12 protein-coding genes are annotated in these 14,535 nt (G+C 67.6%); 7 read left to right on the top strand and 5 right to left on the bottom strand.

Annotated elements, in window-relative coordinates; genetic code table 11:
- Positions 1-4 precede the first annotated feature (4 nt).
- From QRN34_RS10440 to QRN34_RS10430, 3 genes are read left to right on the top strand one after another with little or no spacing between them, the layout of a single operon-like run.
- Positions 5-2,131 carry an FUSC family protein gene (locus tag QRN34_RS10440; protein WP_285404276.1) on the top strand — a complete coding sequence of 709 codons (2,127 nt, stop codon included), beginning with the start codon at positions 5-7 and terminating at the stop codon, positions 2,129-2,131.
- Positions 2,121-2,318 (top strand): DUF1656 domain-containing protein, encoded by a 198-nt coding sequence (locus QRN34_RS10435; protein ID WP_285404274.1) that lies wholly within the window; start codon positions 2,121-2,123, stop codon positions 2,316-2,318. Before QRN34_RS10440 ends, QRN34_RS10435 begins: the two co-directional genes overlap by 11 nt.
- A gap of 11 nt (positions 2,319-2,329) precedes the next feature.
- Positions 2,330-3,349 (top strand): HlyD family secretion protein, encoded by a 1,020-nt coding sequence (locus QRN34_RS10430; RefSeq protein ID WP_285404272.1) that lies wholly within the window; start codon positions 2,330-2,332, stop codon positions 3,347-3,349.
- Positions 3,350-3,399: 50 nt separating this feature from the next.
- On the opposite strand, the gene QRN34_RS10425 is transcribed toward QRN34_RS10430, so the two are convergent.
- Complete coding sequence (locus tag QRN34_RS10425; RefSeq protein ID WP_285404270.1) at positions 3,400-4,005, bottom strand: GNAT family N-acetyltransferase; 606 nt, start codon at positions 4,003-4,005, stop codon at positions 3,400-3,402.
- Positions 4,006-4,212 (bottom strand): DUF465 domain-containing protein, encoded by a 207-nt coding sequence (locus QRN34_RS10420; protein ID WP_285404268.1) that lies wholly within the window; start codon positions 4,210-4,212, stop codon positions 4,006-4,008.
- A 103-nt stretch (positions 4,213-4,315) separates the two neighbouring features.
- On the opposite strand from QRN34_RS10420, the gene ttcA reads away from it, so the two are divergent.
- From ttcA to QRN34_RS10400, 4 genes are all read left to right on the top strand, one after another.
- The gene (gene ttcA / locus QRN34_RS10415; RefSeq protein ID WP_285404266.1) at positions 4,316-5,188 is read left to right on the top strand and encodes a tRNA 2-thiocytidine(32) synthetase TtcA; all 873 of its coding nucleotides are present in this window, start codon (positions 4,316-4,318) and stop codon (positions 5,186-5,188) included.
- A 34-nt stretch (positions 5,189-5,222) separates the two neighbouring features.
- On the top strand, positions 5,223-6,410 hold the full coding sequence (locus QRN34_RS10410) for an amino acid aminotransferase (protein WP_285404264.1): 1,188 nt from the start codon (positions 5,223-5,225) through the stop codon (positions 6,408-6,410).
- 77 nt (positions 6,411-6,487) lie between these two features.
- Complete coding sequence (locus QRN34_RS10405; protein ID WP_285404262.1) at positions 6,488-7,396, top strand: recombination-associated protein RdgC; 909 nt, start codon at positions 6,488-6,490, stop codon at positions 7,394-7,396.
- 72 nt (positions 7,397-7,468) lie between these two features.
- The gene (locus tag QRN34_RS10400; protein WP_285404260.1) at positions 7,469-8,236 is read left to right on the top strand and encodes a SprT family zinc-dependent metalloprotease; all 768 of its coding nucleotides are present in this window, start codon (positions 7,469-7,471) and stop codon (positions 8,234-8,236) included.
- Here QRN34_RS10400 and QRN34_RS10395 read toward each other — a convergent pair.
- The 3 genes from QRN34_RS10395 to QRN34_RS10385 form a co-directional block, all read right to left on the bottom strand.
- Positions 8,233-11,421, bottom strand: a complete 3,189-nt coding sequence (locus tag QRN34_RS10395) for a hypothetical protein (protein ID WP_285404258.1) — start codon at positions 11,419-11,421, stop codon at positions 8,233-8,235. The genes QRN34_RS10400 and QRN34_RS10395 overlap by 4 nt on opposite strands.
- Positions 11,422-11,552: 131 nt before the next feature.
- Positions 11,553-12,551, bottom strand: coding sequence for an alpha/beta fold hydrolase (locus QRN34_RS10390; protein ID WP_081916328.1), 999 nt, complete (start codon positions 12,549-12,551; stop codon positions 11,553-11,555).
- A gap of 71 nt (positions 12,552-12,622) precedes the next feature.
- Positions 12,623-14,470, bottom strand: coding sequence for a M1 family metallopeptidase (locus QRN34_RS10385; protein ID WP_285404255.1), 1,848 nt, complete (start codon positions 14,468-14,470; stop codon positions 12,623-12,625).
- Positions 14,471-14,535: the final 65 nt, after the last annotated feature.

The raw sequence follows: 14,535 nt of genomic DNA, 5'->3' as shown, positions 1-14,535 counted from the left end.
CGTCATGTCTGCCATCGAACTACAAAACGCCGCGCCCACCACGCGCCAGGTCGTGGTCGAGACACTACGCGAGGAAGTCGACGTCTGGCTGTTCGTCGGCAAGACCCTGCTCGCGTTTTTCCTCACCGGGTGGCTGGCCATGCGGCTGGCCCTGCCGGCGCCGTCCACGGCGATGCTGACGACGATCATCGTCGCCAACCGCCAGTCCGGCATGGTGCTGGCCAAAAGTTTCTACCGTGCGATCGGCACGCTGACCGGCGCCGCGGCGGCCATCGTCATCGTGGCCGCCTTTCCGCAGACGCGCGACCTGTTCCTGCTGTCGTTGTCGGTGTGGATCGGCGTGTGTGCCGGTGGCGCCACGCTGTATCGCAACTTCAAGTCGTATGCCTTCGTGCTGGCGGGTTACACGGCGGCCATCGTCGCCATTCCCGTGATCGACAATCCGCCCGGCGTCTTCGATTCGTCGTGGGCGCGTATCAGTGAAGTGCTGCTCGGCCTCATGGTCAGCGGCGTGGTCAACGACGTGGTGTTCCCCAGCCGCATGCGCGACGTCTTGCGGCGCGCGGCGCGCGAGCAGTTCGCGCACTTCGTTGGCTTCGTGCGCGACAGCACGGCCGGGGCGATCGCCCGCGACACGATGGAGAACGCCCACCTGCGCTTCGTGCGCGCGGCGGTCACGCTGGAAGACCTGCGCAGCTCGGTCATTTTCGAAGACGCCGAAGCCCGCGCGCGCAGCAGCCACCTGCGCCTGTTCAACCAGCGCTTCATGGCGGCATCCACCAGCTTCCAGTCGCTGCACCACCTGATCAACCGGCTCAAGCGGGCGCGCCGCGATACGACCGCACAGGCGCTGATGCGCCTGTACATGCCGATCGGCGACGCTCTCGACGCACCCATCGAGGCCGGCGCGGCCGCGCGCGTGCTGTTGCCGCGCCTGTTGGCGGCGCGCGACACGATGCGGACGACTACCCCCGCACAACGCGCTGCGCTGGCCGATCCGCAGGACATTCGCGATTTCGACACCGGCGCGTCGCTGCTGGCCCGTTTCGTCGACGAGCTTTACGACTATGTCGATACGGCCGCCTCCCTCCAGGCGCCACGGGTGAGCGCGGGCGCCGCGGAGCGGGTGCGCTTCGATCGCGGAAACGACTTCCTCGGCGCCGGGCTGGCAACGTTCCGCACGACGCTCACCATGCTGGTGCTGGGGGCGTTCTGGGTGGCCAGCGCCTGGCCGCTGGGTTCCAGTGCCATGTTGCTCGCCACGGTGTTCGCTGGCTTGTTCGCCACCACACCCAACCCGACGCGGGTGACCTGGCAGGTCATGCTCGGCTACCTCTCGGGCATGGTGCTGGGCTTCATCTGCGAGTTCTTCGTCCTTACGCGCCTGGATGGCTACGGCCTGCTGGTGGTCGGCGTGGCGCCGTTCCTGGCCGTTGGCCTGGTGCTGATGATGACCCGACGCTTCGCATCCTACGGCCTGGGCTGGGCCATGGGCTTTGCCTACATCCTCACGCTGAAGAACGTGCAGGTGTACGACCCGGCGCATTTCATCAACGACGCCATCGCACAGGTCGTCGGGCTGGGCGCGGCGGCGGTGTCGTTCGTGGTCATTCCGCCTGCGATTGGCAGCGCCTGGTTGCGGCGGCGCCAGCTGACACGCCTGCGTGGGCAGGTCGCGCTCGCCGCGGAGGCCCCGTTGCCCGGCCTTCGCCACCGGTTCGAGAGCGTCAGTCACGACCTGGTCAGCCAGGTGGTCGCCCAGACGGAGCCCGGCAGTGCCGACTCACGCACGCTGATCGCGTGGGCCCTGGCGGTGCACGAGACGGGACGGGCGTTGATCGAACTGCGTCACGACATCGCGCGTCGGTATGTCCCGGCAGCCCTGCATCCGTACCTGCAGGACACGCTGCGTACCCTGGCCCGTTTCTACGAGAAGCCCGACGCCGACGGCTATCTGCTGGCGCGGGACGCGGTCGCCACGGCCATTGCCGGCGTCAGTGAGCACGCGGGTACGCAGCACCTGCTGGCCCACCTGCACCTGGTGCGCATGGCCCTGCTCGACGGGGAATCCGTCCTGGCCGCTTACATGCCCGATATGCCGCTCAGCAAGGAGATCGCCCATGCCTCGTGAAATCGCCCTCGGTGATGCACTCGTACCGGGACTGCTCATCCTCTTCGTCGTCGCGCTGCTGGCGCTTTGGCTCTTCGACAGTATCGCTGGCCGCTTCGGGCTGTACCGCCTGGTCTGGCACCCACCGTTGTTCCGGCTCGCCGTGTTCGTCTGTGTCTTCGGCGCTTTTGCGCTGCTCCTGCTCTGAGTGAAGCCCCTATGAAACTCGCCACCGTCATCCGTTTTGCCGTGACCGCCGTCGTCGTCCTCGTCGCCGCTGTGATCGGGCACGCCCTGTGGAAGCACTACATGTATTCGCCGTGGACGCGCGACGGCCGCGTGCGCGCGGAGATCGTGCGCATCGCGCCGGACGTGGCGGGGCTGGTCACCGACGTCAAGGTGATCGACAACCAGACGGTGAAGAAGGGCGACCTGCTGTTCGTCGTCGACAAGGCGCGTTACGCGAACGCTGTGGCGCAGGCCGAAGCCAACCTCAACGCCGCCGAGGCCGCGGCACGCGCCGCGGGCGCCAGCATCAACGCGGCCCAGGCCGGTGCGTTGCAGAGCCGCTCCAACTTCGAGATGTACGCCGCCCAGTCCGAACGCCGGCAGAAGCTGATCAACAACGTGATCTCGGCGGAAGACAAGGCCAACGCGGTGGCCGCCGCCAACGCGGCCAAGGCGGGGTGGCAGCAGGCCCAGGCGAGTACGAAGCAGGCCAGCGCCTCCCAGCAGCAGGCCCTGGCGGCCGTGGCCCAGGCGCAGGTCGAACTGGCTTCCGCGCAACTCAATCTCGATCGCACGGAAGTGCGCGCCCCGGTGGATGGCTATGTCACCAACCTGGACGTACGCGTCGGCGATTACGCCAGTGCCGGCAGCGCACGCCTTGCCCTGATCGACAGCCACTCGTACTGGATCTACGGCTACTTCGAAGAGACCAAGCTGCCCGGCCTGCGTGTGGGCGATCCGGTCGACATCCGCCTGATGAGCGGTGGCGTGCGGCTGAAGGGCTCGGTTGAGAGCATCGCCCGCGGCATCACCGATGCCGATAACCCGACCGGCAGCGACCTGCTGGCCGACGTGAACCCGACCTTCAACTGGGTGCGGCTTGCGCAGCGCGTGCCGGTGCGTATCCGGATCGACACGGCGCACCTGCCGCCCGGTGTGGTGCTCTCGGCCGGCATGACCGCGACCCTGGTGGTGCACCCTTCGTCCCCGGAGGCGGTGGCGACGCGGTAGTTCAACTGCGCTGGGGTCGTGTCGCACCGGCAGCACCTGGGCGCAAGGGCTCAGGCGGCAGGCGGTGCCAGGCGATCCAACCGCAGCTGCAGCCATTGATCGACGTCGGGCCACTCGGTAGCCAGGATGCTGTAACACACCGTGTCACGCAGCGAGCCGTCGGGCCGACGCTTGTGGGCGCGCAGGATGCCCTCGCGCTTCGCGCCCAGTTTCTCGATGGCGCGCTGCGAATCCTGGTTGTAGGCGTCGGTGTGGAACTCGACGGCCACGGCGTCCCGATCCTGGAAGGCGTGGGACAACAGCAGGTGCTTGCAGGCCGTGTTGACGTGGCTGCGCTGCCAGCGCCGTGCGTACCAGGTATAGCCGATGGCCATGCGCCGCGGATCGTCGACGATGTCGTAGAAGCGCGTGGTGCCCACGATGTCGCCGGAGGCGTTCTCGCGCACCACCCAGGGTGACATCCGGCCTTCGTCCTGCCCGCGCAGGGCCGAAGCGATGTAGGCCTCCACGCGACCCGGCGCCGGCACGGAGGTGAACCACAGGTTCCAGAGGTCGCCATCGGCCGCCGCGCGTTCCAGCGGGCCGGCATGCACCGGTTGGAGCGGCTCCAGCGTCACGTGGCGGTTGGCCAGCCGGATGGGCGCCACTGCGGCCATTCAGGCGTCCAGGTCGGGGATGAGCCGGCTTTCGATCCGGGAAATGGTGTCCTTCAGCAGCAGCTTGCGCTTCTTCAGGCGGGTCAGCTGGAGCTCGTCACGGCCGATCGCGGCGGCCAGGTGGTCGATGGCGGCGTCGAGGTCGCGGTGCTCGACCTTGAGTTCGGCGAGGCGTTGCTGGAGCTCGTGAGGATCCTGGACCTGCATGGCGTTGGGCCGGGCGAGGAGGGGAAGTCCGATTGTAACCGCCGGCGAGGGGCTCCGCAGCGGCTACAATGGTCAGCCGACCCGTCCCGAACCGCCCAAACGCATGTCCGCCACGCCCGACGCCACCCGCAAGCAGAGCTACGAAGCCGGCAAACTGGCCAAACGCCTGCGTCGCCAGGTCGGCCAGGCCATCGCCGACTTCGGCATGGTAGAGGACGGCGACCGCATCATGGTCTGCCTTTCCGGTGGGAAGGATTCCTACACCCTGCTGGACATGCTGCTGTCACTGCAGGCCAAGGCGCCGGTGCGGTTCGACCTCATCGCGGTGAACCTGGACCAGAAACAGCCGGATTTCCCCGAGCACGTGCTGCCGGGTTACCTGACCGCGCTGGGCGTCCCGTTCCATGTCATCGAGCAAGACACCTACAGCGTCGTCACCCGGGTCATCCCCCAGGGCAAGACCCTGTGCAGCCTGTGCTCGCGCATGCGCCGCGGGGCGCTCTACCAGTGGGCCGCGGCCAACGGCATCACGAAGATCGCGCTGGGCCACCATCGCGACGACATCCTCGGCACGTTCTTCCTGAACATGTTCTACCAGGGCAGCCTGAAGGCCATGCCGCCCAAGCTGTTGTCCGACGACGGGCGCCATGTGGTCATCCGTCCGCTGGCCTATTGCAAGGAAGACGACATCGCGGCCTACGCGGCCAGCCGCGCTTTCCCCATCATTCCCTGCAACCTGTGCGGCTCGCAGGAGAACCTGCAGCGCAAGGTGGTCAAGCGCATGCTCGCCGAGTGGGAAAAATCCAACCCCGGCCGCAGCGAGACGATCTTCCGTGCCATGGGCAACATCGCGCCGTCGCAGCTGACGGATCGCCGCCTGTTCGACTTCGCGGCGCTTGGCGCACGCGAAGGCGCGGCGCGACCCGACGCCCACGCCTGGCTCGCCGGCGGCGACACCGTCGACGACAACGACTGATCCTTTCCTCTTCCCGCTTCGAGGCCTGCCGACCATGACCCTTTTCTCTTCCGTCGAACTCGCGCCGCGCGATCCGATCCTCGGCCTCAACGAAGCCTTCGGCGCCGATACCCGTGCCGACAAGGTCAATCTTGGCGTGGGCGTCTATTACGACGCCAACGGCCACGTGCCGCTGCTGCGCGCGGTGCGCGAGGCCGAGAAGGCCCGCCTGGAAGCCCAGCTTCCGCGTGGCTACCTGCCCATCGACGGTATCGCGCTGTACGACAGCGCAGTGCAGAAGCTGTTGTTCGGCGAGGCGTCGCCCCTGCTCGCCGAGCGCCGCGTGGTCACCGCGCAGGCCTTGGGCGGCACCGGTGCGCTGAAGGTCGGCGCCGACTTCCTCAAGCGCCTCGATCCCTCCGTGCCCGTGGCCATCAGCAACCCCAGCTGGGAAAACCACCGCGCCCTCTTCGAAGGCGCCGGGTTCGAGGTGGTCGATTACCCGTACTACGATGCCGTCACGCACGGCGTGGATGTGGATGCGATGCTCGCCGGCCTCGCATCGCTGCCGAAGGGCGCCATCGTGGTGCTGCATGCCTGCTGCCACAACCCGACGGGCGTGGACCTGACACCCGCCGACTGGACGCGCGTCATCGACACCGTGCAGGCGCAGGGCCTGGTGCCGTTCCTGGATATCGCCTACCAGGGCTTCGGCGACGGCATCGAGGCGGATGCCCTGGCCGTGCGCCTGTTCGCGGAGGCCGGTGTGGCGTTCTTCGTCGCCAGCTCGTTCTCGAAATCGTTCTCGCTGTACGGTGAGCGCGTGGGTGCCCTGTCCATCGTCACGGGCTCGCACGACGAAGCGCTCCGCGTGCAGTCCCAGGTAAAGCGCGTCATCCGCACCAACTACTCCAATCCGCCGACCCACGGCGCCGCGGTGGTCTCGGCCGTGCTCAATCACGACGCGCTGCGCGCGCAGTGGGAAGCCGAGCTGGGCGAGATGCGCGAGCGTATCCGGGCCATGCGCCGGGGCCTGGTCGAGCGCCTGGCCAGGCATGGCGATTTCGGTTTCATCGAAGCCCAGCGCGGCATGTTTTCCTACTCCGGGCTTTCCTCTGCCCAGGTGGATCGGCTGCGCACCGAGTTCGGCATCTATGCCGTCGGCACCGGCCGTATCTGCGTGGCGGCGCTCAACGAGGGCAACCTGGACCGCGTCGCCGCGGCGATCGCCCAGGTCGTCTGACCCGCTCCGCCGCTCCTTTCGTCGGCGGGCGCATGGCGCCCGTCGCGGTCCCTCATTCGCAAGAGAATCGCCGATCCATGTTCTATCGCAATCTCACCCTGTTCCGTTTCTCCGCTTCCGTCGCCGCCGATCTCGAGCGCCTTGACGAGGCGCTGCCCGAGCATCGCCTGCGTTCCGTCGGCCCCATGGAATTGTCCACGCGCGGTTTCATCTCGCCCCTGGGACGCCGGGAAGAAGCCCTCACGCATTCGGTGGCGTCCAACGTCATGGTCACCGTGGCCGGGGAGGACAAGCTGCTGCCCACGTCCGTGATCAACGACGAGCTGGCCAACCGCGTGCAGAAGATCGCCGAGGAAGAAGGTCGCAAGGTCAGCGGCCGTGAGCGCAAGCGGATGAAGGACGACGTCATGAACGAACTGCTGCCGCGGGCGTTCGTGCGCACGTCGCGCATGTCGGCTTTCGCGGACAAGAAAAACGGCTGGCTGATCATGGACACCTCCAGCCGCAAGTCCGCCGAGAACACCCTCAGCCAGATCCGCGAGGCCCTGGGCAGTTTCCCGGCCGTGCCGCTGGCCCCGGAGGAATCGCCCCGCCTGCTCATGACGCACTGGGTGTCCACGGGCGAGCTGCCGGCGGGCCTGGCCCTGGGCGACGAGTGCGAATTGCGCGATCCGGCCACGGCATCGGGGGCCATTGCGCGCTGCCGCCGCCAGGATCTCGACACGGAAGAGATCCGCGAGCATCTGCGCACCGGCAAGCAGGTGTTCCAGCTGGGGCTGGTGTTCGACGATCGCATCTCGTTCGTGCTGGGTGAGGATCTCATCCTGCGCAAGATCAAGTTCACCGACGTGGTGCTCGACGAGCAGGCAGACAGTCCCGAATCCGCCGCGGCGGAAATGGACGCCAATTTCGCCCTGATGGCCGGCGAATATGCGAGGCTGCTCGGCAAGCTGGAAGAATGGTTCAAGTTGCCGCGCCCCGAGTGACGAGGGCGCCGCGTCGCAGGAATTGACATGGCTTGGTGGGATGTTGGTCGGGATCGAAGCGAGACTCGCCACATGGCATCGGAAGAGAGCGACTGGCTGGAACTGTCCACGGCAACCGGCGGCACCATCCGGGTGCTCAAGGCAGCGCATCCGCGTGCCCGCCGCCTGCGGCTCACCGTCACCTCCCGGGGGGCGCGCCTTACCTATCCCCACGGCACGCACATGGCGCAGATGACGGCCTTCCTCCGTCATCACGCCGACTGGCTCGAGCAGAAGCTGGACGAGTTCCACCTCGATGCCACGCCGCTGCCAAGGCTGAAGGTGGGCGTACCCACCACCTTTCCGTTCCGGGGCGAGGACATCGCGCTGGACTGGGCAGAGGGCCCTTATCCTCGTGTCGAACAGCACGACGACGGCATCACCCTGGTGATACCGCGTCCGCACGCGCGGGCCCTCCTCATTGCGCGTGGCCTGCTGGCCACGCACTTCGAGGCGCAGATACGGCGTGATGTGTCACGCTGGTTGCCGGCCTACATTCCGATGATCAACGCGGCCCCCACGGCCCTGAAGATCCGTCCGCTGAAAAGCCTCTGGGGCAGCCTGGACACGCGGGACAGGATCAACCTCGATCTGGCCCTGGCGCTCGCTCCGCCCGTGGCCTTGCGTTATGTGCTGGTGCACGAGTTGTGTCATCTGAAGGTCCGCAACCACTCGCCGCGCTTCTGGCAATGGGTCGAGAGCATCTTCCCGGACTGGAAGGAGCAGCGGCATTGGCTTCGGGCGCACGGCAGCGGCCTGAAGATGCAGCTCGACCGGCTGGTTGCCGACATCGCCGATTAAGGCGCGGGCTCCGGCAGCTCCGGCACCAGCCGGAACTGCCCGGCTTCCAGCATGACCGGCCGTCCCGGAGACGTGCGCAGCACATAGTGCCTGCCCTGCGTACCGACGATGGACAGGAGGTCCAGGCTGTCCTGGCCGGCGGCTCGGGATTGCAGCAGGTCCCGCACCTTTATCTCGACGGCGAAGCCGCGTGTGCGGTCGAGTAGCCGTACGCCGCTACCGTCGACGATGGTATGCATGGGCGCATGCGGCGGCACGGCGCTCAGCCGCACGCCGAAGACGTCCCGTTCCTGCGCCTCGCTGCGTATCGCCCCCCACGTCATGCCGGGCCGCGCCGCGCCGAAGAACGCGCTTTGCTGGAGTGGATTCTCGTCGTAGAACCAGAGGCGCTCGGGCAGGTCGGCCTCGGCGACCTGCCGCAGGCGGCCCGGTAGTGAAGGGCCGACGTCGAACGAGGCGCGGATGGATTGCTCGGCGCGTATCAGCGCCTGGTGGAACCCGGCGCGCTGGCCGTCGGTCACGATACGGCGCGTGGGCAGGCCACGTATTTCGCGATACATCTGGTCCGACACCAGCTGTCGTTCGATCGCATCGGGAAAGCTCTGTTCGAGTTGATTGACGTATTCGCTGTAGAAGTCGCGCGCGGGCGTGGCATCCGTGGCCGGGCGGCCGACGGAGCGGCGATGTCCCGCGTGACGGTCGGCGTGCCAAAGCTCGCCCTGCAGCCGGATCACGGGCCCTGTTGCCTCGATGCCCGCAGGGGGCGCGGCACCGAGCCGGATGGTGCGGGTGGCTGCGTGGTAATTGGCTTCGTACAGCTTGCCTTCGATCGCCGCAAACAGCTTGCCGTCGATGCGATACATGCCCTGGGGGTCGGGTACGCCCGTCGCCGTGACGCCTTTGGCCAGGTAGCGCCGGTGGGTGCCGGGCGTGGGGCGCGCCAGGGCCCGGCTGACCAGTGCGCCTCCGATCGCGCGGAAGTGCACGGCGTAGGGTGCCGTGGTCGCGTGCAACGCCGAGATGCCCAGCGAATACGCCGCCAGTGCCATGACATAGCCTTCGGTGGCGTCGACGAAGCCATCACCGTAGCCGCCTGCCTTGATCGCGTCGTAGGCCCGCCAGGCGGCCGGAGCAACGCGGAATGGCGCGGTAACGGTGGCGATCAGGGTCTGCGCGGGAAGGACGTGAGCCGGATTGCGGTGCCACATGTCGAGCAGGAACTCGCGGTTGGCATCACGGGCGCTGCGTGTGAGCGATTGCACGTTGCGCAACGCGTGGTCGAGCGCGGTGTCGTAGAGCGCGTCGAACGGGTCGCCCGCGATGTCCTTGACGCCGGGAGCGATCGTGGCCTCGCCTTCCACCGCCGAGGTGTCCTGGCCAAGTATCCAGGCAAGGCTGCGATTCGCATTCAGGCGAAGGCGTTCCTCACCCGGCATGGTGTCGTGCGCCGCGGGAAGCCGGTCGAGCAGGTAGTCACGGAACGCGGCATGACGGAAGAACAGGCGATCGGCTTCGTCACGATCGCGGAATTCGCGGAAGGCCGCGCCATCCGGTGCGTCGGGGGTGTAATAGATCAGCGTCGCCGACGCCGCACCCCGTGCCCCCGTGTAGGGTGACTCGGCGATTTGCATCACGTCGCGCAGGGGCATGTCGCGAAACGTGACCTGTCGGACCAGGGCAGGCGACGGCCCTCCCTGGCCAAGCGCATCGAGCAGGGCGTCGACGCGTTCGCGCCCGCTGGCGGTGAGCCCGAGGTGGCGTGCCTCGCCGTAGTCGTGGCGCATGCTGGCCACGCGCGCCTCGACGGCGGCGTGCCGCATCCGGGCCATGCGCGACTCACGAAAGCCGCGCCGTCGCAGTGCGGCCTGGGGCCCGTCGCGCAGCTCGCCGAGCAGCTGTGTCTGGTAATGGGTGTGGATGTCCAGCCGGTTGAGAACGGCACGAATGTAGGGATCGCTGAACGCCGGGATGAGGTGACCGTCCTTGCCGTGGGCACTGAACCGGTCCGCACCGATGGCAGGCACGTTGCTGTAGGCCGCGTCGATGAGCGAGGCATGCAAGGGCTCCGGGCCGTAGATCAACGCCGTCAGCGAAGCGAGGCGCGCGGCGGGATCCAGCGAGCGGTCGAGCGTCAGGGTGATGTCTCGGGGATGCTCCGTGACGCCCAGTGCCTTCAGGACGGGCTCCAGTTGCCCGATGGCGTAGTCAAGCAGTTCCGTCGGCGGGTCGATCCCGGCAAGGGCCTGCCGATCCGCCATGGCTTGCAGGGTGTCCATGTATTCCGCGCGGGAGCGTCGCCAGTCGGCGGCGAGCGAGGGGGGCACGGTGAGCAGTCGCTCGGTTTCGAGGGCGATGCGCAGGCGCGCCTCACGCACCCCCAGGATGGCTTCGACATCGACAACGTCGGCCAGGTCGACGGCATCGCGCAGGCGATCGGCCAGCCGCTGGGCCCGTCCAGGCAGTGCGCGCTCGAGTTCGAATTCGATCCATGCCTGTTCGATCTTGTCGCGCTGCGTGGCGACGACGCGATCGACCACGGTGGCCAGGGCGGGCCCATTCAGGCGGTGTGACCCGACGCATGCCTCCGTGGCATGGACGTTGACCCTGGCACGCGCCAGGCCGGGGAGATCGACCCGCGCGGCCAGGACGGCCCGCACCTGCTTCTCCATGGCGGCATGTGCCTGCGCGAGGTCGGCATACCGATCCCATCCGCGCGTCGCGGTGAAGGCCATGACGATGCCTCCCGGGCGCGTGTCCACGACCAGCAGTGAACCGGCGTGCGGCGCATCGCCGATCGTCACCTCGCGCCACTCGATGTAGGGCGGGGGCACGGCATGCGGCACCAGCGCGGCGGCGACGAGCGCGCGGGCGTCGTCGTCCAGCGTGCGATCGAGGCCTTGCAGGACGGCCAGGTCGGACAGGGTCGTGCGCAGGGTGTCTTCCAGGGCGCCGCGCCGCGATCGCGTGCCGGCCGTAGCTTCGATCCCGCCCTCCCAGAAGGCCCCGACATCGGCCACGAAGGCGCTGAGCGTTTCGGCGGAGAACGTTTCGGGGAGGGCGGGCATCGCCGTCTGCTGCTCGATAAGCCAGCGCTCTGCGGCGATCAGCCTCTGGGCGGTGTCGATCGCCTCATGGTGGGTCTCGCGTACCTCGGCGGGCGGCGCGGAAGGGGGCATCGCATCCATGCGGAAACCTTGTGGGAAAGGAATCCGCAGGTTACGGATGGGGTGACCTCATCGTCTGTCGGTGAAAGACCGCTGCACAAAGGCGCAATGACGCAGCCATCGGCAGGGTGTCACGGACCCCGTGCCCGTCTTCAGTGAGCCAGGGCGAACCCCGTGAGGATGCGCGCCGTTTCGTCGGGTTTCTCGAGCATCGGCATGTGGTTGCAACCGTTCATGACGGTGGCACCGATGGACGGGGAGCTTTTCAGTCCGCCGCGCAGCGTGTCCAGCGCGGATGCGTCGATGATCTTGTCCTCGCGGCACCAGACGCCGAGCACCGGCATGGACAGGCTGCCGATAACGGGATCGAGCGAGTAGGCCTGCGCAGGCTCGCTCAGGCGGGCGAAGGTGCGCTCGATGAAGGCGCGATCCTTTTCGTTGCGCGCCAGCAGCGCGTCCTCGACCCGGCCGGGGATGTGCGGCGGGTTGAGGAATATCCGCGCGAGCAGCGCCTCTAGGTCGGCACGGTCGTGGAAGATGAAGGGGTCCTTCCCCGCCTTGACGTCGCGCACGAAATCGTTGTCCTTGAAGGTGAGCCCCAGCGAACTCATCAGGACCAGGCTGGCCACCTGGTCGGGGTGTTCGCTCGCGTACACGCCGGCAATGGCGCCACCCATCGAATGGCCGACCAGCAGGAAGTGCCCGAGGCCCGTGGCGGCGGCGAATGCCTGAAGACGCGCCGCCTGGGCGGGGACACCGTAGTCGCCTCCATCGTTGCGCGACGACTCGCCCCAGCCGGGGAGGTCGGGCGCCACCACGTGGAAGTGATCGGTCAGGCCCTTGGCCATCTCCAGCCAGGTCTCCTTGTTGGCCGCGAAACCGTGCAGCAGGACGATGGTGGGGCCGGTGCCGCCCTCGTAGTACGACCAGGTGGTGTCGCCCGCGACCACCTGCTTCTTTTCCATGTGCGCAGCCATCGCCAGGCGGGCCGCGTCGGCCTTCAGCAGCAGCGAGGGTGCGAACAGATAGACACCGCCGGCGCCGACGCCCAGTACCAGGGCCACGACGACGAGGAACTTGAGCCGGCGGATCAGCAGGCGCTGCCAGAGCGGCCGGCTGGATGTCGGGGCGGGGAGCGGGGTCTTGGCCATGGGATCGGGAGCCTGAACAAAGGACGCCCCGCAAGATGCGGGGCGTCGTGACGGTATGCAAGCCTGGGGGCTTACTTCTTCGATGTGCCGGCGAGGATACGTTCCACCGCCTGCTGGGTCATCGGGTGATAGCCGCTCTTCGCCTTGGCGTACGTGGCCTTGGCATAGGCCAGGCCTTCCGGGGTGCGGGCGAAGGCGCGGTACACCGGTGTGGTCAGGTAGAGCCGGCCGATGCGTGTCATGTGCTCGGCTGCGGCGGTCCAGACGTCCTTGTCGCCGGCGGCGATGGCGTGCGCGTACCAGCGCATGCCGATCTCGGCGTTCGGCGTGCCGGTAAGGTGCCAGGCAGCATCCAGCGCCTTCATGCTCGCCAGCGGCGGCACGTCGGGGAGGCGGTCGAGGAAATACATCCACTCCTGGGTGTTCCAGCCCTTCGCATCGAGCCTGTCGGCGGCGAGGGTGCCGGCAAGGAATGCGGTGCGCTGCGCGTCGATGCTGTCGAAGCGCGGCGAGGCGGGCAGCGGCGCATCCTTCGGGATGCCCGGCTGCCATATCCATGCACGGGCCTCGGCCTCGCTCATCTTGCCGGGGTATTTATCGAGAAGGTTCGCCTTGAGGTAGGCGAACATCGTGTCCGTATCGATACTCTGGAAGGCGAAATGGGCGAAATAGCCCTTCAGGTACGCATCGAACGTGTCGCGGCCGAACCGTTGCTCCAACGTGCGCAGGAACCACGAGCCCTTGTCGTATGCCACGGAGGACAGTGAATCGTCCGCGCCCACGCCACGCGCGTCCGGCGTCAGCTTCTGCGTGTTGGCAGGCATCTGGCCGATCGTCTTCTGCAACTCGCGCGCGGACAACAAGGCTTCCTCGTCCGCCAGCGCCTTGCCGTACACCGCTTCGGTGATGCGGCCCTGGACATAGGTGGTAAAGCCCTCGTTGAGCCAGATATCGCGCCACGCGGCGCTGGTGACCAGGTTGCCCGACCATGAGTGGGCCAGCTCGTGCGAGACCAGCGAGACCAGGCTCTTGTCGCCGACCAGCACGGTCGGCGTGGCGAAGGTCATGTTCGGGTTTTCCATGCCGCCGAACGGGAACGACGGCGGTAGTACGAGGATGTCGTAGCGTCCCCATGCGTACGGGCCGTACAGCTGCTCGGTGGTGGCGATGAGCTTTTCGGTGTCCTCGAACTCGTGCGCGGCCTTGCCGACCACGCTGGGCTCGGCATAGACGGCGCTGCGCGGCCCGGTTTCCTTGACCGCCAGGTCACCGGCGGCGATCGCCAGCAGGTACGACGGAATGGGATGCGGCTGGTCGAAGGTGAAGTCGCCATCCAGCGGATGCTTCGCGTCGTTGATGGCGCTCATTACCACGCGGACATCCTTCGGCGCGTGGATATGCGCGTCGTAGGTAAAGCGGATCGCGGGGGAATCCTGCAGCGGTACCCACGAACGGGCGTGGATCGACTCCGATTGCGAGAACATGAAAGGCTGTTTCTTGTCCGCCGTCTGTGCCGGCGTCAGCCACTGCAGCCCGGAGGCTTCCGGTGCGGTGACGTAGACGATGCGCACGCTGCCCGGATGCGTGGGGGCCTGGATCGTCAGCTTCGCGCCGAGTTCCTTGTCGCGGGGCGCCAGGGCGAACTTCAACGCCGATGCCTTGCCGCCGGCGCCGAGGGCTTCCACGCGGACGATCGTCAGGTCGCGCGTATCCAGCACGAGGTCGCTGGCCCCGGGTGCCTTCCAGTCGAGCTTCAACGTGGCTTGGCCGGCCAGTTCGCGCTTGCCGAAGTCCAGCGTCAGGTCGAGGTCGAGGTGGGTGACCCGGACCGTATCGGGCTGGGCATAGGAGTGCGGATCGGCGGCAAGGGCCGCCGCCGGGAACGCGAGGGCGAGGACGAGGATGGATGGCAGGCGCATGGAGGCTTCCGGTGCAGGCAAGCCTCCAGTATGCCACCCGGTGCCGGAGGTCTTCCGGCACCGGG

Origin of the sequence: Luteibacter sp. ME-Dv--P-043b (assembly GCF_030209605.1) — a bacterium.
Classification (GTDB): domain Bacteria; phylum Pseudomonadota; class Gammaproteobacteria; order Xanthomonadales; family Rhodanobacteraceae; genus Luteibacter.
This window is presented reverse-complemented; position numbering and strand designations above follow the sequence as displayed.